Annotated in this window: 13 protein-coding genes and 1 pseudogene; 6 read left to right on the top strand and 8 right to left on the bottom strand. The window is 37.9% G+C overall.

Annotated elements, in window-relative coordinates; genetic code table 11:
• Positions 1-637: 637 nt before the first annotated feature.
• Entirely contained in the window at positions 638-1213 is a 576-nt protein-coding gene (locus ACEYX7_RS06760) for a TerD family protein (protein ID WP_374803951.1), read from the bottom strand.
• A 243-nt stretch (positions 1214-1456) separates the two neighbouring features.
• A complete protein-coding gene (locus ACEYX7_RS06755; RefSeq protein ID WP_374803953.1) occupies positions 1457-2542 on the bottom strand; it encodes a DUF475 domain-containing protein in 1086 nt (361 codons plus the stop codon).
• Positions 2543-2898: 356 nt separating this feature from the next.
• On the opposite strand from ACEYX7_RS06755, the gene ACEYX7_RS06750 reads away from it, so the two are divergent.
• Together ACEYX7_RS06750 and ACEYX7_RS06745 are read left to right on the top strand one after the other, a co-directional pair.
• Positions 2899-3729 carry a DsbC family protein gene (locus ACEYX7_RS06750; RefSeq protein WP_374803955.1) on the top strand — a complete coding sequence of 277 codons (831 nt, stop codon included), beginning with the start codon at positions 2899-2901 and terminating at the stop codon, positions 3727-3729.
• A gap of 132 nt (positions 3730-3861) precedes the next feature.
• A complete protein-coding gene (locus ACEYX7_RS06745) occupies positions 3862-5163 on the top strand; it encodes a homoserine dehydrogenase (protein WP_374900354.1) in 1302 nt (433 codons plus the stop codon).
• A gap of 525 nt (positions 5164-5688) precedes the next feature.
• Here ACEYX7_RS06745 and recD read toward each other — a convergent pair.
• The 6 genes from recD to ACEYX7_RS06715 form a co-directional block, all read right to left on the bottom strand.
• Positions 5689-7590: an exodeoxyribonuclease V subunit alpha gene (gene recD, locus ACEYX7_RS06740; RefSeq protein ID WP_374900353.1), complete on the bottom strand. Its 1902-nt coding sequence runs from the start codon at positions 7588-7590 to the stop codon at positions 5689-5691.
• A 66-nt stretch (positions 7591-7656) separates the two neighbouring features.
• Positions 7657-11577, bottom strand: coding sequence for a UvrD-helicase domain-containing protein (locus ACEYX7_RS06735; protein ID WP_374803961.1), 3921 nt, complete (start codon positions 11575-11577; stop codon positions 7657-7659).
• A gap of 2 nt (positions 11578-11579) precedes the next feature.
• A complete protein-coding gene (locus tag ACEYX7_RS06730) occupies positions 11580-15434 on the bottom strand; it encodes an exodeoxyribonuclease V subunit gamma (protein ID WP_374900352.1) in 3855 nt (1284 codons plus the stop codon).
• Positions 15435-15507: 73 nt separating this feature from the next.
• Positions 15508-16245: an ABC transporter ATP-binding protein gene (locus tag ACEYX7_RS06725; RefSeq protein ID WP_374803965.1), complete on the bottom strand. Its 738-nt coding sequence runs from the start codon at positions 16243-16245 to the stop codon at positions 15508-15510.
• A gap of 94 nt (positions 16246-16339) precedes the next feature.
• On the bottom strand, positions 16340-17359 hold the full coding sequence (locus ACEYX7_RS06720; RefSeq protein WP_374806593.1) for an ABC transporter substrate-binding protein: 1020 nt from the start codon (positions 17357-17359) through the stop codon (positions 16340-16342).
• Positions 17360-17429: 70 nt separating this feature from the next.
• Positions 17430-18221 (bottom strand): ABC transporter permease, encoded by a 792-nt coding sequence (locus tag ACEYX7_RS06715; RefSeq protein WP_374803967.1) that lies wholly within the window; start codon positions 18219-18221, stop codon positions 17430-17432.
• 231 nt (positions 18222-18452) lie between these two features.
• On the opposite strand from ACEYX7_RS06715, the gene ACEYX7_RS06710 reads away from it, so the two are divergent.
• From ACEYX7_RS06710 to ACEYX7_RS06695, 4 genes and pseudogenes are all read left to right on the top strand, one after another.
• Positions 18453-19607 (top strand): DNA/RNA non-specific endonuclease, encoded by a 1155-nt coding sequence (locus tag ACEYX7_RS06710; protein ID WP_374803969.1) that lies wholly within the window; start codon positions 18453-18455, stop codon positions 19605-19607.
• A gap of 31 nt (positions 19608-19638) precedes the next feature.
• Positions 19639-19890: a hypothetical protein gene (locus tag ACEYX7_RS06705; RefSeq protein ID WP_374803971.1), complete on the top strand. Its 252-nt coding sequence runs from the start codon at positions 19639-19641 to the stop codon at positions 19888-19890.
• A gap of 306 nt (positions 19891-20196) precedes the next feature.
• Positions 20197-20631 (top strand): annotated as a pseudogene (locus tag ACEYX7_RS06700) (TonB-dependent receptor plug domain-containing protein); the annotation flags it as partial.
• A 294-nt stretch (positions 20632-20925) separates the two neighbouring features.
• Positions 20926-22584, top strand: coding sequence for a TonB-dependent receptor (locus ACEYX7_RS06695; RefSeq protein ID WP_374803114.1), 1659 nt, complete (start codon positions 20926-20928; stop codon positions 22582-22584).
• Positions 22585-22746 lie beyond the last annotated feature (162 nt).

The raw sequence follows: 22746 nt of genomic DNA, 5'->3' as shown, positions 1-22746 counted from the left end.
TGGCTGTCGCTAAAGCCCTTGATTGTTTCGTATCTCATCTTGTCATTATATCAAAACTTTCGCAAGAGGTCTAATATCTCTTATAAATTCTTAATATATCCACAATTGAATCATAATTCATTTATTATTCTAAAATCAATGCAGTTTTGCTACTAAATTTTGACTTTTATTGTCATCTTTTTACTCATTTTCATACTTCTGCACAGGAAATTCATGAGAAAAATGTTTCAAAAGTTTACAAAAAATAATATTTTTTATCTAAAAATGAGCTGCAGGTCACCAAATTTAAATATAAAAGTACAATAAATAATCACATGTATGTCTTTTTCACTATTCGACAATCAAAATATCTAGATTTTACACAGTTGCTTTTTAATGGTAAATCTTATATATATTCACATTGAACATTAATACTTTATTTTAAAAAAATAAAAATAATTAAATGGATTTCCATAAAATATTTTTATTCATAAATACTCCACAAATAATCCATTAAACAATATATGGAAATACCTCATATTTTAAAAACACACTTAGACTAAAGTATTAATTTCAATAATTATAGAAAAGTCATGAAATAAAAAAGCCAAAGGAAAGTACTTCCCTTTGGCTATATAGTCATTAACTGTAATCTGGCTTATACCGCAACACCATAAGACGCTGCTAAAGGCCCTAAACCACCTGCAAAGCCCTGACCTACTGCACGGAACTTCCACTCTGCACTGTGGCGATATAATTCACCAAAAATCATTGCACTCTCAGTGCTACCATCTTCAGATAAGTCGTAACGTGCAACTTCGCTACCGTTTGCATCATTCACTACACGGATATAGGCATTACCAACTTGACCGAAGTTTTGATTGCGTGCTTGACCGTCATAAATCGTTACTGCAAAAATCACTTTTGCTACATCTGTCGGTACTTTGCTGAGATCTACGCTCAAGGTCTCATCATCACCATCGCCTTCACCAGTGCGATTATCGCCATTGTGCGCAACAGAGCCGTCTGCAGATTTTAGATTATTAAAGAAAATAAAGTCTGTATCGTTACGCACTTTGCCTGCTTCATTTACAAGAAATGCAATTGCATCCAAGTCAAATGCTGCACCATCAGTTACACGTGGATTCCAGCCCAAGCCAAGTGTCATTTTACTCATGCCTGGTGCTTCTTTAGTTAAGCTGACGTTGCCGCCTTTCGTTAAGCTAATTGCCATAATGTCATTCCTCATAAATAAGTAAAAAAAACCGCAAATTTGATTTAAAAATCGTACCACCGCAGTAGTTGCAGGCACAATAAAAATGCGTTTGTGAACGTTATCATTTATCGATGAAAAAGCAGTTTTTTTCTATTATATTATTGTTACATTTCGCTAACACACTGTAGCCAAAAGGATTTATGTCATAAAAAAAAGCCCGTTTAGTCAGATAACCAAACGGGCTTTTCTTAATATTGACGACTATTCCACTGGATCTGGATTTTTCTTCTTATATGCGATAGACGCAATCACCGCAGCAACAATAAATGCTACGCCGATTAGACCAGTAAACACTTCTGGCACATGACCGCCCGTACCTGTATAAAGCATAATTGCTGCCAAAATACCGATCGCATACATTGCACCATGCTCAAGGTAGATGAATGCTTCTAAAGTACCTTTGTCCACCAAATAGATTGTCATAGAACGTACAAAGATCGCACCAATTGCCAAACCAAGCATGATCACAACGACATCTGTAGTAATCGCAAATGCACCGATTACACCATCAAAACTAAATGACGCATCCAACACTTCTAGGTATAAGAAACCACCGATACCTGCTTTGACCACTGTACTTGAAGCACCACTGGCTTTATTGCCTTCACCTTCTTCTTCATCGTCATCGCCGCCACCTTCAAGTAAATGTCCCAAAGCTTGTACACCAACATAGACGACAATACCCCAAATACCTGCCATAATAACCACAAGTTTGGCATCACCTTCAACAAAAGCCGCCATAATCAGCAGAGCGATCAAAGCAACGAAGACTGAAATCGCAGGAACACTGCCCAAATGTGCTAGACGTGACTCAAGTGGTACAAACCAGTGTACATCTTTGCCATCATCAAATAAGAAGTTAAGGAATACCAGCAATAAGAACAAACCACCGAAAGCTGCAATTTCAGCATGGTGAGCAAGCAATTTTTCGGAATAGGTCTTTGGATCGTTGAGTGCCATTTGCACGACTTCGAGCATTCCCATGTCCGCTGTTACTGCCACAATCACGATTGGGAACACTAAACGCATACCAAATACTGCAACGATGATACCGACTGTGAGGAATAATTTTTTCCAATATTCATCCCAGTTACGCAAAATCGATGCGTTGACCACGGCATTATCAAAAGATAATGACACTTCCATCACTGCCAAAATTGTGGTCAATAAAAGTACTTTAAACATACTTTCAATGCCGGCCTGTGGGCCATGGCTAAAGCCCCACCATGCCGATAAGCCTAGGCAGACAATGGTAAAAATGATAGAAAAACGAAAATGTTGTAGCATAAGCGAACTATCTCAATGAATTAAAACTATTGCTCATTATATGCTATGCAAGCACAATATTCATTGTTTTTTCAATAATTTATTCATTAAGAATAATATTTTTTGATTAAAACAGCTAAGTCTATAAAAGTAATATCATTTTGACCATTTTGTTTAAATTATACTATTTTTGCTATATTTGTATAAAAATTGGTTTATTATTAAAATGTAGATAAGTTATTTAATATCAATGATTTATTTTAAAAATGACAATTTTACAACGCAATAATGCATAATTTAGCTGGTCAATGTGTGATGATTTTTGCTATTCTGTTTTGCCCCTTGATGGGAATGTTTAAATTTCATAGGTTTTTTTTATGTCATCATTAAAACGTACTGGTTTTATGCTTACCACTTTGTGTGTTGCTATGCTATCGCTTGCCGCTTGTGGAAAAAAAGAAAATGCAGAAAAAAGTAATTCAATCACTGCAACCACACCAATCACTGGTGAAGCATCTACTTTGACCGAACGTAACTCACTACAACGTTTGCAAGAAAATCTACAAAAAAACTTTGAAAAAGCAGGACTAAAAACCAAAATCGCTGCAGTACGTCCTACCGAAATTCCAAATATGTATTGGGTGACACTAGAAAACGGCTCACCTGTACTCGCTTCTGCCGATGCAAAATTAATTTTCCAAGGTGACGTATATCAGCTAGGCGGTGATAAATTAAAAAATATGACTGCTGATCTGCATGCTGTGGACAATAAAGCCAAACTTGCAAGCTTAGACAATAAAGACTTGGTCATCTACCCTGCGACCACTAAGACCAAACATGTGATCTATGTATTTACTGATGTAAGCTGTCCATACTGCCATCGTTTGCATGGTCATATGGCAGAAATGAATAGCTTAGGCATCGAAGTACGCTATATCGCATGGCCACGTGGTGAACAGTTCTATCCTACCATGCACGCAATTTGGTGTAACCCAGACCGCAAAGCAACCATGGAAAAAGGATTTAGAGATGAACCTATCCCACCAGCACCAGAGAGCTGTCACAGTCCAGTACAAGCACAATATGACTTGGGTATGAATATGGGCGTTAATGGTACACCAGCAATCTACAGCCAAGATGGTCATCATATCGGTGCGTATATGGAACCTGCTGACTTACTTAAAGAATTAGATGCCATGAAAAAGTAAGTTTTAATCCATTTATCAATGATGCTGATATCAAGCATCAATAAATGATTACAATAAACGCCGATAAATTGCTAGTTTATCGGCGTATTTTTAGTTATTATAAAAATTCACATTGATAATTTTGGGGAATATATGAAACCTGTACGTTTAGCCATTCTTGGCTTAGGCACAGTCGGTGCTGGTGCATTAAAATTATTACAAGAAAATGCGGCAGAGATTCAACGCCGAACAGGACGTGAAATTCAGATTACCTATGTCGGGACACGTCGTCCACGCCCTGATTTAAACTTGGAAGGCATTAAACAAAGTGCGGATTTATTAGAGATTGCACGTCAAGATGACGTTGATGTCGTTGTTGAAGTGATTGGTGGTATTCACCCAGCCTATGAAGTCGTGATGGAAGCCATCAAGCACGGCAAACAAGTCGTCACTGCAAACAAAGCATTGCTTGCCAAACACGGTAATGAATTATTTAAAGCTGCCGATGCGAATAACGTACAAATTATGTACGAAGCAGCAGTAGCTGGTGGTATTCCAATCATTAAAGTTTTGCGTGAAGGTTTATCAGCCAACCGTATCGAATGGCTTGCAGGCATCATCAATGGTACAGGCAACTTTATCCTGACCGAAATGCGTGACAAAGGTCGTGCTTTTGCTGATGTACTTAAAGAAGCACAAGACTTAGGCTATGCCGAAGCTGATCCAACTTTTGATGTAGAAGGGATCGATGCTGCACACAAACTCACTCTGTTGGCATCTATTGCATTCGGTATTCCTTTACAGTTTGATAAGGTTTATACCGAAGGCATCAGTAAAGTGACCGCACAAGATGTCAAATACGCCGAAGAACTAGGCTATCGTATCAAACACTTAGGTATTGCACGCCGTGCTGCCAAAGGCGTTGAGCTACGTGTACATCCAACTTTAATTCCTGAAGATCAATTGATTGCCAACGTCAATGGCGTGATGAATGCGGTATTGGTTAATGCAACACCAGTAGGCTCAACATTATACTACGGTGCAGGTGCAGGTGCGGGACCAACCGCCTCAGCTGTCGTGGCAGATGTGGTGGATATCGTTCGTGATATTAGTTATACCGAAGATGGTGCAGGAACAATTCCACATTTTGCATTTGAAAATCTAGCAGATATGCCGATTTTAAGTAGCGAAGAGATGGTAACAGGTTATTATTTGCGTGTACACGTAGAAGATCAAACTGGCGTTTTGGCGAAAATCACCACGATTTTGAGTGAAAAAGGCATTGGTGTAGATGCAATTATGCAACAAACTCGTCTTAAAGACTTGATTCCTATTGTGATTTTGACTGATCCAATCACTGAAAGCAAAATGAATGAAGCAGTAGCTGAAATTCAAGCTCTACCTGTGGTACGTGATGAAGTCGCTCGTATTCGTTTAGAAGCACTAGACAGCTAACTTTTCGATACATCAAATAGTACACAAAAAAGTACGCTTTCGATAGGCGTACTTTTTTAATATTGGTGCATCGCAGTGTAAAGATATTATTTTTAGGTGCGATAGAAAAAAGACTTGTGCAATAATAAATCATTATGTACAATTAATATACTAAATACCATTTTTCAGACAATAAAAAGCCTCATGACCTCTCCCAAAATCATAAGGCTTAAGAAGTTCACATCGCTGGTAGTTTTTAAAGACTATCAGCAGACGCTAAGTATTGTCCATTTCCTTGACAGCATTTACTCCATCACGGAAAGCATCTATACTCATTCTTATTGTATGAACATATTATGATGAAATGTATTCCAAATTTCTATAGCAAATGACAACACATCATGTACGCAATTGCTTACAATATTAATGTTAATATGAAAAACCGATAAAGAAAAATCCGCACTATTAGACAAAAGTCTAAGATAAGCCTTATTTCTTTAACATTCGACTTAAGATTTGTAAGATAAAGTCCGGTCATAGCTATGACTACAATACCCGATTGATTTGGTCACTGAGTCCACTTTTGCGTTGACTCTGTACATTTAAGCTTTGAGTGATTGCCTTCGGGCTGGCATATAAACTGACCATTTTTTTGGCACGTGTTACAGCAGTATAAAATAATTCACGGCTCAATAGATTTTCCGCCCGCTCATCGAGTAATACTGCAACGTGTTCAAATTCCGAACCTTGTGATTTATGGATGGTTAAAGCAAAGGCGGTTTCGATACTTTGCGGTAAACGTGCCACGCCTATAAATCGTTTTAGACTTGGGAAATACACCATAAATTCATCACTTTCAGATAAATACCCATCACGATTAATATTAGGATCATTTCTATCTTGTTGATTCACTTTAACGCACAATCCAATATCACCATTGGATAAGCCCGATTGATAATCATTGTAGCCCATCATCACCGCACGCCCAAAAAACCATTCACTATACTGCTTATGCTGAAAAGTATCTTGAATACGCTGGCTAATCATCTGATTAATCGCTGATAAGCCTAGATTAAAATAACGCATCGCCAATAAGATACGATATTGATCAAATTGTTTAAATAACTCAATAATACTGATTTCATTACTTTTATATTGCTTTAAAGCTCGCACATAATCTGCATAGCCATGCCATAAAAAGTCATAAATTTGCGTAACGTGTGTTTTCAAATGCCTTTCTTCAATCTGAAAATAACCGAGCCAATCTTTTTGTTCGGATTGTACTAAGCTTATTTTAGCATTATCAAATTGTTGGATGTGTTGTAAATTTTCTGCACCAAGTTGCTGTAACCAAGTGCTAATATCTTCATTTTGATACTCTTTCTTATCGGCATAAATTGCCTTTGCCAAACGTCCAATATGGGCATTGGCAAAGAATCGTCTGCTGGTTTGTAAATTGACTTGATAAGATTTTAAGACAGGCACCGCTTGCAAATCCGCCAAAACATGCCCCACATCGACCGAGCTCAGTTGCTGAGCATCCCCCAATAAAATCAAGCGAGTATGTGAACCAATCGCATCAAAGAGCATTTTTGCCAAATTCAAATCCAACATCGATGCCTCATCGACTACCACCACATCATAAGGCAATGGATGCTCGGCATGATAACGTGGCGTGTGTTGTGTACCTAGCCCCAATAGACGATGCAAAGTTTGTGTTGTTTGATATTTAAAATCGTCATGATCTAAATGCTGCTCTTTAAAACTATCATCATTAAAAGCCAGCTGTAATGCCTCGTGCATACGCTGTGCTGCTTTACCTGTTGGGGCTGCCATGGCTATTCGTATTTTTGGATGATATTTTTTTAGTACACCCACAATACGGGTTAACACATAGGTTTTACCTGTACCAGGGCCACCGGTAATCATGGCAAACGGCTGATTGACCGCAATGGCAAGGGCTTGTTTTTGATGCTCATCTTTTAAAATATCGTTAAACTCACTTTCAGCAATCTGCTCTACTTTTTGTTGTAATAATCGCCGCACTGCCTGTGCCAAATCTTGCTCTAATCGCCAATAACGATACAGGTATAAATACGGTGCTTGCCACAGTAGAGGTGCTGTCTGTGGTAATTGTGTCGCTGTGGACAAATCTTTTGCTAAAATTGCTGTGTTATCCACCTTAAAATCACATAGTTCTTGTAAAAAATGAGGCGGACTATCTAACTGAATACAACTATCGCCCTGCTCGATTTGCTGGCACAAATACTGTATAATATGCTGAATTTGTTCAACTTTCTCACCATTATAAAACGGTGCTTGAGTGAGCATTTCACTAAAACGGATTGCCCAGTGGTTTGGCTCTAATTCGACTTTTAAATTTATAAACATCTTATTGATACAGTTATACTCAAGGTTATATACAGGGTTATCCACAATCTTACGCACAGTTTATGCACATAGTTACACACAGTATTATGCACAAACTTATCCACAATTTCTACAGAATTCACCTTATTCCGCCTCATTTGGATAACCCAATAATTGATCTAATGCCAAAATCAAACTTACATCAGGCTGCCAATGATATACGCCATGATTTGATCCATCTTTTCCAGCCATGCCACGTAAATACAGATAATGTGCCGCACCCAAATGCGATTCAATAGCATAATCGGGCAAGGTTTTTTGTAAATAACGATGCAATGCTACCAAATAAATCGCCGCTTGTAGCCAATAACTGGCATGGCTCATATTGTCTGCCAAGTGTTCTGTAGCATAATCTTGCTGTGCATCGCCGAGATAATTACTTTTAAAATCAGCAATATGATATTTGTGACCATCAAAAAATACCAAGTCAATTGCCCCATTTAAAAAGCGTGCGGTATAGGCTTTGCTTAGCTCTGCAAGCTCAATACCATGCTGTTGAAATAAACTCTGTATTTCTATATGTGGCAAGGCATGATCTGCCAATCCCATATAAAAGCCAAATTCGGCAAAGCGTTGCGATGGTAAAAGTTGTTGCAAAGTCAAGCCTTGTGGATTGAGCTGAGTAGTTAAAATCTGCTTTAACCATTGTTGCATCAGCTCTACAATTTGCTGTTTGAGCTGTTTTTGTTGCTGATAATCCAACTGTGTAACATCTATGATTTCAGTAGATTGATTTAAGCTATTTTGCTGTAATACTTGCTCAAGCAAAGCGTGCCATAATTGATGCTGTTGCAATTGATAGTAGATTTCATTCGCCCAAGTGTTCGGCTGTTGAAAATCCAATTTTTCTAACAATTCATGCAAGCAATTACCTGCTTGTGTACCTTTGGCAAAGTGCTGTGCAATCCAACTGATTGGTTCCGCATCTTTATTATCTAACTGATTTTCAGCAATAAAATCCGTATTAGATAATTGATTGATTTCATCATCAGCCGATTGAGCGATTTCGGCATTTTCCACCAAATGATCTTGGCTTTGCGATGCTTTATAAGCATGTTGCTGACTGGTTAAAGCGGTAAAACTGGTTCGGGTTTTGGCAAAAAAACGGGCTGTTGGCAAGTCTTGTGCTTGTAATGCTTGGCGATGTTGCACAGGATTTTTTAACGCTGGCAAAGCATTTTTATTATTACTTACAATTTGTTTAAACTCATCATCACTCAATTGCTGTTTTACAAAGCCATCATGTGCAAAAGCCTCATCTTGAGCATTCAGCCAATAATTTACCGCCCATGATACTTTTTTTGCCTCATTTTGCTCTGAATTTTTACCGCTTTTGGGCTTGTTTTCACTTTCTTTGACTTGCTTTTGCAACATATACATACGATGACTGGCACGGGTCAATGCCACATACCATAGGCGATGGTCTTCGGCTTGGATTTTTTCATCATTGTCTTGCTGAGCTTGTGGATTATTGGCAATCTGTGCTTTGCTTAGGGCAATGACACGCTGTGTGCTGTGACTTTTGGCATCATGCTGAAAGAAAAAGGTCATGCCTTGTCCTGATTTACTACTGCCATCTTTATCGCTATGCAATAAAAATACAATTTTAAATTCAAGCCCTTTTGAACCATGAATGGTCATCAATTGCACGCCTTCCGCTGCACTCAATGCCCGTTCGATATATTGCTCACCGTTCGGCTGTTGGGTAATTTTCAGTGCCAACCAATCCAAAATATGCGAAATACTGCTATGATGCTGTGCATAATTATTCATTAATTCAATCAGATGCTGAACATTGACCAAATAACGTTCTGCAAAACGCCCGCAATACTGACTGATATTCAACCAAAATTTATATTTTTCGCTCAGCCACTGCCATGCCGTCATAAAGCCTTGCTCTAGCCATAATTGTCGAGCTTGATAAAAGCCTTGTATATATTGTTCAAACTGACTGGCTTGTTCGCTAAACTGTTGAATCTCGCTCAATTTTATGTCCATCATCGGGCTAATCAAGGCACGTTTTAAGATACGTTCTTGGTCGGGCTGTTGCACTGCACGCAATATCGCCAATAACTCTTTGGCAATGGTACTGCCGAACACACTTTCACGGCTGACAATCTGTACCGCAATACCACGTCTTAACAATGCCTGTTGCATTTTGGCTAATTCATGATTTGCGGTAGATAAAATGGCAATATCTGTGGCATCAATTGCAGTTTTATTATCGGGTTGATCTGCTTTGGCAAGGTATAAACTGCCCTGTTGCGATTGGGTGAGTAAATCCACAACCTTATCGGCAACGATTTGATATTGTTCTTTATTTTGTTCATCGCTCAATTCAATTAATTGCAAAGGGGTGATATATTGCTGATTTTCAAACAAAATTTCTGCATTATCCTTACCCACTTCAGCGGTATAATATTCCACCTGTTCGCCAAAATCAGGCTGTCGCTGAAATAATGCATCCACCGCTTGCACCAGTTTTGGGGTAGAGCGGAAATTTTTGGCAAGGCGATAAAACTGCCCATCTTTGCTGGCAATATCATTAAAAGCATTAAAATAGGTTAAAATATCACCACCACGAAAGCCATAAATTGCCTGTTTAGGGTCGCCTACGGCAATAAAACAGGCTTGCTTTAATCGCTCGGGCTGTCGCCAAATAGCTTTGAGAATATCGTCCTGTTCTTGGTTGGTGTCTTGGAATTCATCCACCAAAATCAATGGATAACGTGATGCAATCGCTTGGGCAATCTGCTGTCCCTTATCGTGTTGCAAGGCTTGATGTAAGCGTTGCGTTTGGCGATTAAAAGTGGTTTCGCCCAATTGTGCCAATAAATTGGGTAATTGTTGTTTTACTTGCTGGCATAATTCATATTCGATGGCTTGAGCATAATTTTCCAAATGATGAATAAATGCTTGATGAATCTCAGCAATCCGTTGTAAACCTTGAATAATTGGTTGTTGAAAAAATAATTGTTCTGCATTTGCAATTTTTTTGGTAAAAAATTGCTTTCTTGGCTCACCATTTTTTCTATTAAAAATTAATACAATTTGCTCAATAAATTCAGCGTAATTTAAATAATTTTTTGTTTGAAATTCTTGAAATAATGCAGGTAAAGCAACCGTTAATGCTTGTTGTAAAGGGTTATCTTTTAAATAATTAGCATGAAAAGCAGCATTATATTGCCCTGTCGGTAAATAAAATTCTTTTAAAATGTCATCTTGAGCAATTAATGGTTTTAATTCATAAAGAATTTTTTCAATTTCACTCACATCAACATTATCGAGTTGTGGCTTAAGTACAATCGCTAGGGGAAAGTTTAGGCTATCCGACACGATTTTGAGATAATCTTCAGGCGATTTAAGTACATTTGCCAAAATCAGATTTTGAATTAAATCAGGGTCTTGTTGCTGAATCCATTGTCTTAGACTGTCATGCACCAATTGCAAAATCAGCTCATCTTTACGCTCGCTCATTTGGGCAGTCAATGTGCTACCGCTTTCAAAAGCAAATTCTTTTAAAATCTTTTGAATAAAACTATCAATCGTACCGACAAATAATTCATCTAAAGTATCTAAAATAATACGTAAACGATTGATTAAATATAAATTATCTTGCCCACTTTTTTGCAAATAAAACTGCTGAAATAAATGCAATTCCAAAGTCTGTTGCTGTAAATCTTGCTCGACCTGCTTGCTATCCAAACCAACCACTTGCCATCTTAATGCCAACTGATAAACTTCTTTTAATTTCAGAGCAATACGTTCTTTTAGCTCTGCCGCCGACGCACGGGTAAAAGTGGTGGCAATCACTTGCTGTGACCAATATTTCTCGGTCAAAATCCGCACCATCAGATTGGATAGCGTCCATGTTTTGCCCGTACCTGCCGATGCCTCAATCAAATGCAAACCTTGCAATGAAATTTTTAGCAAAGGATTATCTTTAAACGCAACGATGCTTTTGCTTTGCGAAGATGTATTTTTTTTGGCAATATTATTTTGCATAATTATTTCTCCACTTGCATATGTTCTGAGATTGGATAATATAAATCTTCGGCATATTTCTGCACGGCAATATTAAATTGCTGGCTGGCTTTATCTTTATCAATCAATAATTGCCAATCATCATTGAGATCATAATATTCGGTTTGATAATCTTTTGCATTATAAGGTGAGTCTAGCCATTTTTTAATTAAAACATCTAAGTTTTGAATATATAATTCGCCTTGCTCGTCATGCATCCATTGTACAGCCTTATTATTGGCTTTGGTATTCTCCGCCAATATATCCATCAATAAATGTGGCGGTAAAATCAGTAACTGTTGCTGTGCCAAAAACCATACTTTAATCCACGCTTTTAAGTATTTTAAAGCATCTTGTTGGCTAATATTTTCAATCGTCACTGTGGCATTTTTATACAGTTTAATATAACGATACTCACCATCTGCCGACTCACTGGCTCGCCATAATAAATAATGCAGCCAATCGGCAAGACGACGCTCAGGTTTCTCGGATTTAATGCTAAAGTCCACCCATTTTTTCTGTGTTGCATCAGGGGGGAAATCCGGTACAGCCATGGAAAATTCAATTGTTTTAACTGGAATATCGGCATCTTCTTTGACCGACAATTGCCATGTACGATGTTTACACGGACTAATACTGCCGTATTGTTGGGCTTGTTGGAATAACTCCGCATATTGGGTTTGCGCCAATGTCCATGCTGGCTGTTGCACCGCCCCAATCGGTAAAATATCTTGTAATTGTTGTTGTAAAACATGGCTTTGCTGTGGTGAAAGTTGCCCTGAGCTGTGTTTTGGATCGATATATTGATGCAATTGTTCTTGCAATTGATAGCGTTCCAAATTGTTTAAATTTAACGATTCAAAATCATTAAGCTCTTGTTTAGTCTTGATATTTTGCACTGCAATACTGCTTAAATATAGCTGTTCTGGATGGCTTAAATCTTTAATCCATTGCTCAGCGGTAAGCTGTAGACTTTGAGCAAAATCAATCGGATGGCTGACCGCATCTCGCCAGTGTTCGCTTTTTGCTTGATCTCCTTTCTTGTTCTCTGTTTTGGCTTTTTGCAATTGCTGTGCCACATCAAACCATTGACTATGATATGCCAAAGGCTGTTTGGCGATAAAATTATCCACCGCAAAAGGCTGTAAGCTATGTAGATGATACAGCTGTTGCAAGCCTTGCACCACGTCAATGCCTGCGATATGCACTTTATCTTGTTGATTGATATCACCCTGACTAATCAAACTAATATGGCTCATCAGCTCTTGCACAATACTCGACGGCTGTTTTGTGTTACTGCCTTGGCTATCAAAACCATTATAAAACACCCAAAAAGCATCTTGAGCTTGCAACAAAGCATCTAAGAATGAACCTTGATCATCTTCCAACCGTGAGCGGTCTCCCAACTCGCCACGCAATTCCGCCATCAAGTCAAAGGCAATGCGATGATCACGATTTGGGAACACGCCTGCATCCAAATTCAACGCCACAATCAATCGATATGGCAATGGACGCAACTGCCCAATCTGAGCAAAAGTAATCTGCCCTGTTGGCTCGGTTTGTGCCACTTGATGTTCTACGCTAGAGCTGATTTCGTCCAATAAATATTGCAAAGGCAGACGGATTTCTGTACTTGAACTGGCTTGCTGTGCTTGATTAGAAAATAAATCAATTTGTGCTTTTTGCGGCTGATGATCACCTGATAATTTTTCAAAATTTAACGCTTGGCTAAATAAAGTATTGGACTGTAACAGCGACATACGAATGGTACGGCTTAAGGTTTTTAGGGCATTGTCCACCACTTTATAGCCTGAATGTTGTTGAAAAGCTTGCAATTCTTGTTCGATTAAATCCAACTGTTGTTGTACGCCATCATGTTGATTTTTTAGGGCTAACCAATCACGACGCAGATTTAAATCATCATAAATTTTTAATAAAATCGCAATCAACTCAAAATCACTATGTTGTACTTCCGCCATGCCCAACACACCATGAAATAGACTGCGTTCAGGCACAGCAATAGATAAGCTCAAACGTTGCAAAGCGGCATAAAAGCTAAAACGATAATCGGTATCTTGTTTGACCAAAGTATTTTTTAGATGCTCGGTATCAAAACCACGGCGAAAGCCTGCTTTTTCCAATAATTTTTGGATACGTTGCAAGGCATCATAGTCCAAGCCATACACTTGCTGTATCGGCATCAAACTCAGCCATTCCATAAACTCGCTGATGCTAAATCGCTGTTGTAACAATTGCATACGGTGGCGAATGGCTTGCCATAATTGCATGGCATCGGTCGGGGCGATACCGCTGATTTTAATCGGTACATAGCCTGCATTTTGTTCATGCTGACGGCTAAATACGGTGCGAATTTGCTCGGCACTGCCCTGAATATCGGGTAGTAATACCAAAATATCTTGTGGCTGACGCTGTTCACCACGAGCTTTGGCATCGGCATCATCGAGCCAATGTAACAGCTGTTGTTTCAGCACTTCGAGCTGACGTAAAGTAGAATGACAAATATGAAATTGTATAGATTTATCATCAGCTTGCAGTGTATAAATTGCGGCTTTGCTATCGCTTAAGTGTAAAATATCGCTTTGTAATTTTTGTAATAAATTTTGCGGTTCAAACTCGCTAAAATCATCAATCCATTCGCCACCAAACTCACCGCCCGATAATTCCACCAATAAAGCACTATGGTCACGAGCTTGTTTACCCAAACGGGTCAAAAGGGCATGATGACTGTCATAATAAGCAGCCGCTTGTGGATTTTCCATGCTAAATTTGGCTTTCCAACGTGGATCGACACTGTCGGCAAAGTACTCTTTTGATGGGCTATAATGGAACAAAATAATATCCACATATTGCCCCAACCGCTGTAAAAATGCCAATTGTGCAGGCGGTAACTCTAACAAAGTAAATAAAAAAATCCGTGCCGGTAACTTTTGTACTTGCTGTGCATCGTTCGCCAAACTTTGCCAAAAATCACGGTCAATGCTTTGCATTTGCTCAAAATCATCGGCAAAAGCATGAAACCAAATAAAGCGTTGCCACTGTTCCAACTGACTGGCGTAGTCTAGTTGTAATTGTTGTTCGGGCGGTGCTTGTTGTGCTGTTACTTGTGCTGTTACTTGTGCTGATTGCTGGTTAGATTGGGCTTGATTGACTAGCGGATTATCAATTTTGGCACGCAATTGCTGATAATTGACGCTTAAAGGCTGATTTTTGCCCCAAGATTTCAGCCAATTTTGCCGACAATTACACTGTCCATTCGGGCAATTTTTAACACATTCTCCACGATAAATCATATAGTTGGCAAATAAGCGTGAGCAATGGTCTGCCACCCAGTACAGCATATTTTCTTGCTTACGAATCAAGTCTTTTTGTTTTTTATCTTGCTCATTAGGCTCGATATCGTGCGTCCTGTCAGCCGTGATTTTAGATGGATAATGCTGTTCTACATGTTGTAAAATTGAGTATAGGGCGTGTTGTTCATCAATTTTTCCTTGTTGAAACTGTCGCCAAAAATGCTGTAAAAATAAAAAGATACGCCATTTCATATTCAACATATGCGGTGCGGCAGCGACCCGTTTTTGACCCAAGACTTGTTGATAAAGTTGCCATTGTAAAGTACGCAAAGCGGTATAGTTGATATTGGCATGAATGCCTTGTTTTTGGGCGATGCGTTGAGTCAACCATTGTGAAATGCCGTGATTGGGTACGACTACATGTATCGGAGCAAAGACCGATTGATACTGGCGATACTGCTGAATTTGTGCCTGTAAATGTTCAAATAAAATGTGGATATTTTGACTTTGAAGAATGTTTACACTCATGGCTAGGCATCATTGGCTATTTTTTAGCGATTATAGCATGGTTTTGGCTTTTGCTTTGATTTAAATAGACATTTTACGCCTGAATCGCCTGAAAAATGTGTTGTTTTAATTTTAAATAATCTTGGCTTTGTAAAAAATCATTCTGTTTTGGAATATCAAATCGTTGTGTCAGCTGTGCAGGAAAACCTTTTAAAATATAAATGCGATCTGCCAAATAAATTGCTTCATCAATATCATGGGTAATGATTAAACAAGTTAAATCTAATTTTTGTTGAAATTGTTTAAACCATGTGTACATATTATTCTTAGTCACAAAATCTAAGGCAGAAAATGGTTCATCCAATAACATCAAGTTTTGATTACTTAAATACGTACGTAATAATGCCGCACGTTGTCTTTGCCCACCTGATAATAAATGTGGATATTTATGTTCCAAACCCGTTAAACCAAAATCATTGAGTAAAGGCTGAATTTTTTCTTCAATTTCTTTAGAAGATTGATTTTTTAACGTTAATGATAAAGCGATATTGCCATATACACTTTTGAATGGTAATAATAAATCCTTTTGCAACATATAGCCGACATGTCCAGCTTGAGCAGTAACATCTTGACCATCAATAAATACTTTACCTTGGCTAGGTGCAATAAGACCTGCAGCGATATTGAATAAAGTGGTTTTTCCGACACCACTAGTACCCACAATTGCGATGATTTGCCCTTGTTGAATATTGAGATGAAGATTTTCAAATAGTGGCTTTTGTTCAAAATGATGGCAAATATTTTCCAGTTTTAATTTATAATTATCTTTCATGTCAGATACCTTATTGATTTCAATAAAAATTTGTGTTTCAAATTATATATAAGGGCGTATTTAATACGCCCCCATACACCAGTACAAAATAGAATTATTTTTCACTACTTGCTGATTGTGCCGCACTGGCTGGATTATTTTCCATTGGGCTAGGCAAATAATCATTGGTTACGCCAGCTTTACTTGGAAATGGTTTTTCGATAAGTTTTTGCTGATATACCCAGTTAAAGAATCGATCCCAACGTGCATAATCAAAACGTCCCCAGTCACCATTATCCATGAGATATTGTGTTGAGATATATTTTTGACTTTCGATTGCCAATTCTTTATTGGTCTCAGGTGCGTGCTTGATTAAAATATTGGCACTTTCTACAGGATGTTGTGCCGCATAAATATAACCTTCACGAATCGCTGCCAACGCTTTTTTATAACGCTCTGGATTCTGTTTTAAGCTATCACTATTGGCAATCAACACTGGCGAATAATAATCAAACACAGGCTGATAATCTTTTAAGAAAAAGAAATTGGTATCAATGCCTTTAATTTTTGAATGAATACCATCCCAACCATAATAGGCAAGAATATAATCAAACTGATTCATACGCAAAGCAGTACCAGCATCCGTACTTTCCCCAGGAATTTTTTGCAAAGGCTCACCAACCAAAGCTGCTACAGTCGCATCATCAATCGGATCTTCCCAAGTCGAATAACGCTTGCCTTTTAAATCTTTCGGGCTTTTTGCATCCAAGCTTTTTAATGACAATAGACCTGCGGTATTGTGCTGTAAAATTGCTGCTACAGCGGTAATTGGCTCGCCTTTATTTAAGCGTTTTACCATATTCGGCTGGAAATACACCCCTAAATCAGCACGTTTGCTGGCAACCAATGTTGATGTACTATCTTCGCTTGGCTGTACGATTTTGGCATTAAAGCCTTGATTTTTAAAATAACCTTGCTCAACTGCCACATATAAGCCCGTATGGTTGGTATTCGGCACCCAATCCAAAGCAATCACGAGATCTTCAACTTTGGCTTGTGCAGGTTGGCTTGCAGCACTTTCTGTTTTTGTTGGCTCGGCAGGCTTTTGGCAAGCGACGAGCGTCAGCCCTAACATACTGGCACACAGTAATTTGAGGGACTGTTTAAAAGAATTCTCTAAAGTGGTGGTGAAATACATAGCATTATCATCCTGAGGTTGATTGGTATCGCAATACACGTTTTTCCAGTAATTTTACTATAGAAATTAACAAAAGCGTCAAAAAACTAATGAAAAAAATGACTGCAAACATATTGTCCAGCTCGTACGACTTACGTACCCGAGTCATATAGACCCCCAAACCATTGTAGCCACCCAGCCATTCGGCAATCACTGCTGAAATCAAGGCATAAGACAATGCGACTTTAAGTCCCGTAAAGAAATAACCCATCGCTGATGGAATCTTTAGGTGTCTATAAACTTGATAAGGCGTAGCACGCATGGATTTAAATAAATTCAGCTGCTCTTGCGTCACCGAGCGATAGCCGTCCAACAATGCAATGGTCATGGGAAAAAAGACTGCCAAAATCACCAAAACGACTTTGGGTAAAATGCCATAGCCCAGCCAAATCACCAACAATGGTGCAATGGCGATGGTTGGAATGGTTTGATTCAACAAAATAATCGGATAAACCATATTGCGAAAGCCCTTGGAAGTATCCATACAAATAGATAATACAAAGCTTAAAATCAAACCAATCAATGTCCCGATAAATGCGGTAAACAAAGTATATTTGGCATGACCCATCAATAAGGAAAAATCATCAAAAAATGCTTTAACAATTTGTAATGGTGAGGGTAATAAATAATCAGGTAATAAACCAAAAGCAATCACTGCTTGCCATAACAGTAAAGTAAGCAATACCAAACTATAAGCTTTTAATCCTCGAAAAACTGAATAGGTGATATTGCGACGATAATTGCCTGTTGTAATTGGCATAAATAAATCCATAAAATCACTGGCTGGCGTTGCACTATTTTAGGCAAAAAAATATGATTGTCTATATCACCAAAGTATAAAGCCATACAAATTCAGCATCTTTATTTGTTTATGTGATGTGTTTGGAATTTATTTACAAAAAATTCAATAAAATAATTAAATAAAGTAAGATAATTTTGTTAGAATAAAGTCATCATCATCAAATCATTTCTATTATCTATAGGTATTGCCATGATTCAGCAAAATCAGCACAAAATTAAAAAGCATTATTTAAGTATAATCGCTGTGACGATTTTATTGTCAGGTTGTACCTTAGATAGTGTCGATTTATCCAGCATTAAAAACGAAATCAATAATGCAACGGCAGATATTCAAAATACTGGTATTGGTCATAATAGCGGAAATAGTAACCAAGCTGATTTATTTAATCAACGCTGTCTAAGCCAATTTTATGCCGATACTGCACCAGAATTGATCAATAATAAACTTAAAAAACAAACTTATCCATTATGCTTTAATGGTTTTAATGTGATGTATTCGGGCGTATCTCGCACACCACTTTGGGTCGCAGAAAAGCTCACTCCACAGCGTTTGAGCCAAAAATTAAAACGTGAAGACAGTTTCCATGAAGAAACTCGTCTGCCTGCGTCTGTACGCTCGACTTTGGCAGATTATCGTAGTTCAGGCTTTGACCGTGGACACATGGCACCGAATGGCGATATGTATGACAAAAATTCGCAATTTGATAGTTTTTCTTTGGCGAACATCACCCCACAACACCCTGTAAACAATCAAAATACATGGCGTGAGATTGAAGAGGCCACTCGAACATTGGTAACACGCTACAAAGAAGATGCTTATGTGATTACAGGTAGTGCTTATCTAGATGCTACCGTACGTGCTATCAAGCCGAACAGCCAAGTTTTGGTGCCTAGTCATGTCTATAAAGCAGTATATTTGCCAAAGTCAGGGATTATCAGTGCTTATTTATCCAAAAATGATGACAGTCGTACTGCCGAAGTATTGAGCATTTGCCAACTGGAAAAACGTATTGGTATCAGCCTATATCCACAGGTCAGCAATCAGCTCAAATCACAGCGTTATGATTTACCGCTCACTGCCAATCAGGTGCGAGCCAATCGCATTGTCAGCTTAGTGGAAAATACCAAAATGTCAGATTGTTTGCCGAGTGTGAGCGAAGCACAAATCAAAGCAACGCAACAGCAATTTACTGCGAAAAACGCTAAAACAGACGGCTTAAGCACCGATAAAATCTTAAAGTTGGTGAGCAATGAGCCAGAGCGTAATCATCAACAACCGCTAAAAGATCAGGTGAAACAAGAGTTAAAAATCTCATTGTTAGAATGGTTACGTGATAAGGTGTAATGGCTTAAAAATCAATGTATAGGACATAATCATGACACAATTTAAAGCTTTTGCTGACGATACGACAAGTACGATGATTGACGATTTAACCATTGAAAATCAGGGTGATAGATTATCCATTTATGGCAGTCTAAATTTACAGCTTGACCAAGCCAGTCTACAAGACGCCTTGGCGTTACAAGCCATTTTGCAAGATGCTATCACCTTTTTACAGCAACAGGATTTGCCCGAAAAAGTCGCCAATTCGCCACAAGGGGATGAAATCGCTAATCCTTTTTTATAGATTTAATCATTGAAGTTTAAATATATGGCAGAGTATGTTTTAGATAATGTGGTTCGTATATGTTGTTGTTCTTATTGTAATTTGTACAATGAGATAAAAAATAACCAAAATAAATAGATGCCATTTTGAATTCAATTCACTTTAAAGAGAAATTTATTCCCATTCCTGCTATCACACTCCGTTTATAATCGTGAAAACTTGATAATTCATTCCATTAGTTTTACAACAAATATGATTTTTGTTATAATTTGGTACGTTATAACATAACATTTTTCTTATATAATCTGATATGAATTCGAGTAATTTATGCGTTTAAGATATTTAGCACTGATGATCTCCCTTGCCTCTCACAGTGTATTTGCCAACGACAATCAAGTCGCAACGTCTCCAGCAGTAACTGACAGTTCAGAAACGATGACACTTGCACCGATCGTCATCACTGCAACAGACCATCACCGTCCAAGCACAAAAGTGGTATCCCAACCTCAACAAAGCCATGTTCATACGCTAGGCGAAGCACTTGAAAAAGTGTCTGGCGTGAATACAGGAAGCTTTGGCCCACATTCAAGTTCACCGATTATTCGTGGTTTATCTGGGCATCGTGTGAGCTTTATTGAAGATAATGTTGCGGTAGGTGGATTGAATGCAATCAACCCTGCAACCAATATTATGTTTGATCCGTTATTTAGCCAAAATATGGAAATCACCAAGCATAACGATATTATTCGACAAGGCGGAAAAGCGATTGGTGGTAGTGTTCAAGTAGATAGTGGTTTGATTTCAAGAGAAATGGAAGAAAAACCACAACAATTACAACTGATCATGAGAACGGGCACCAACGCACCAAATGCACAAGGTATTAAAGCTAATTTTAACAACCAAAAAGACTTGAGTCTAAACCTGATCTATTCTCGATTACAATCAAATGGTTATGATATCGTTGGTCGTAGTAAGGCTGATGTATGTAGAACTCAGCTGATCAGAACAAATGCCTATGGTTTGGGGATTAATACTGCATTAGGTGATGCTTGCCAAATGTATGCCCAAAAAGAATTTATATTCAATCCAAAGTCAAAGAAATATTTATTGACTGATTATATCGACCCAGTTACGTTAAAATACACGCAAAAATACGATGATTATGGTTTATCACCTAGCGATGTATATACCAACGATGCAAAAAGACCAAGAACCGCTCTTAATCCACAATATCAAGCTGGTGAGCCTGAGAGTGTTTCACGGATTAGCAAAATCTCAGATATTACTGAAAACTATGATAAAAAACTTGGCAATAGTGCGTTAGATAATCAACGCTTCGGTATTTCAAGTAGTTACTTTTTTGATCAAGGTTATGTCGCTGTTGCGATGGATCGTAAAAAGAGTCATTATGGTCTTCCAGGATTTTCTTTATCTAATCTGAATAATAGCCAAGATTATCGTGCAAATTTACCCGTAAGCATTGATGTTCATCAGACAAAATATTTAGTCGAATCACAAATCGAATTGCCATATACATGGTTAAATGATTTGAAAGTGAATTTGGCAAAAGTAAAGGAAAATAACCGTGAATTGGTCGGCAGTATGACAGCCAATACATATCACTTTAGTACCTACAGTGCTAATATTTTGGGGCAATACCAATTTGATCTGAATCAAGCAACGATTTTTGGTGATTATGGTGTTGATTTCTCTCGACGTCGTATCCAAGGCAATGGTCAGCAGCGTTATTTACCTGATGTCAATACAAAAAAACAAGCTGTCTTTGTCACACAAAACTTAAACTTTAAGCCATTTACTTTGAGCGCTGGTTATCGCCATGAAAATGTAAGTCATGACATACAAAAAAGTGATTTTAAACTTACCAATAAATCACCAAATGGCAAAAGTCTCATCGATACCAAATTCAGCTTAAACAGTTATGATTTGGCAACAAAACTAAATATCACTGATAATATCGCAGTAAATGCGCGTTATGCACATGCCAATCGTGCACCAGAAGTAAATGAGCTTTATGCCAGCAGAGCACATCTGAGCACCATGACGCAAGAAGAAGGCAATCAAAAACTTAAGTCTGAGCAAGTGAAAAGTACTGAATTATCATTACTACTCAATTATCCAACATTAGATATTAATGCCACAGCTTATCAGCATAATTTTAATGGTTTCTATTATTTACGCTCATCTGGTACAAGTGGAAACCAAGGTAATCGCTTGCGATTAAAATATTGGAATCAAATTAATACCAAAGTGAATGGTTTTGAGTTTGATGTCACCAAGAGATTTAGTTTAAATCAATGGGGTGATTTTGAAGCAAAAGCATTTGCTGATTTGGTAAAAAACAAGCCAAGCGACTATAAAGAATATGGTCACTATCTTGTAAATATTCCAACTAATCGTTATGGCATGAGCTTAGATTGGAAATATAATGATTGGACAAGTGGTGTAAATTTAATTCATTATGCAAAACCAAAATATTTAGGCAAAGATATCAATATTGAAGTGCCCTTACCTGGTTATAGTATGCTTGACCTAAGTGTTGCCAAGACGATGAATTGGAATAAAGCCAAAGTGAATCTTTTTGCTAATGTAAGTAATGCATTAAATCAGGATGCACGTGTTCAAAGTTCGCCTTTACGCTATATCGCTCCGCTTCCTGCACGCAGTATTAATGCTGGTGTTAGCTTTGACTTTTAATACAAAACTTTAAATAATCTTAGTAATAATATGTTGGGCTAAAATTAGTCCAACATATCGACTAAAATTTCTTGATACGATATAGACTAGGGCGTGTTGACAATTAACGCAAATTGATTATTGTTGCAGCCAGATAGATATTAGCAGCAAAAGATTCATCGG

Origin of the sequence: Hubeiibacter jixunmingi (genome assembly GCF_041928215.1) — a bacterium.
Lineage (GTDB): Bacteria > Pseudomonadota > Gammaproteobacteria > Pseudomonadales > Moraxellaceae > Acinetobacter.
Note: the sequence above shows the minus strand (reverse complement) of the source record. Positions and strands in the feature narration are given on the sequence as shown.

Bases quoted from the DNA above. Each gene is read 5' to 3' on its own strand.
- ACEYX7_RS06760 (WP_374803951.1), bottom strand. From the start codon at position 1,213: ATGGCAATTAGCTTAACGAAAGGCGGCAACGTCAGCTTAACTAAAGAA.
- ACEYX7_RS06695 (WP_374803114.1), top strand. From the start codon at position 20,926: ATGTATGCCCAAAAAGAATTTATATTCAATCCAAAGTCAAAGAAATAT.
- ACEYX7_RS06755 (WP_374803953.1), bottom strand. From the start codon at position 2,542: ATGCTACAACATTTTCGTTTTTCTATCATTTTTACCATTGTCTGCCTA.
- ACEYX7_RS06745 (WP_374900354.1), top strand. From the start codon at position 3,862: ATGAAACCTGTACGTTTAGCCATTCTTGGCTTAGGCACAGTCGGTGCT.
- ACEYX7_RS06730 (WP_374900352.1), bottom strand. From the start codon at position 15,434: ATGAGTGTAAACATTCTTCAAAGTCAAAATATCCACATTTTATTTGAA.
- ACEYX7_RS06750 (WP_374803955.1), top strand. From the start codon at position 2,899: ATGTCATCATTAAAACGTACTGGTTTTATGCTTACCACTTTGTGTGTT.
- ACEYX7_RS06720 (WP_374806593.1), bottom strand. From the start codon at position 17,359: ATGTTAGGGCTGACGCTCGTCGCTTGCCAAAAGCCTGCCGAGCCAACA.
- ACEYX7_RS06725 (WP_374803965.1), bottom strand. From the start codon at position 16,245: ATGAAAGATAATTATAAATTAAAACTGGAAAATATTTGCCATCATTTT.
- ACEYX7_RS06705 (WP_374803971.1), top strand. From the start codon at position 19,639: ATGACACAATTTAAAGCTTTTGCTGACGATACGACAAGTACGATGATT.
- ACEYX7_RS06710 (WP_374803969.1), top strand. From the start codon at position 18,453: ATGATTCAGCAAAATCAGCACAAAATTAAAAAGCATTATTTAAGTATA.
- ACEYX7_RS06735 (WP_374803961.1), bottom strand. From the start codon at position 11,577: ATGCAAAATAATATTGCCAAAAAAAATACATCTTCGCAAAGCAAAAGC.
- ACEYX7_RS06715 (WP_374803967.1), bottom strand. From the start codon at position 18,221: ATGCCAATTACAACAGGCAATTATCGTCGCAATATCACCTATTCAGTT.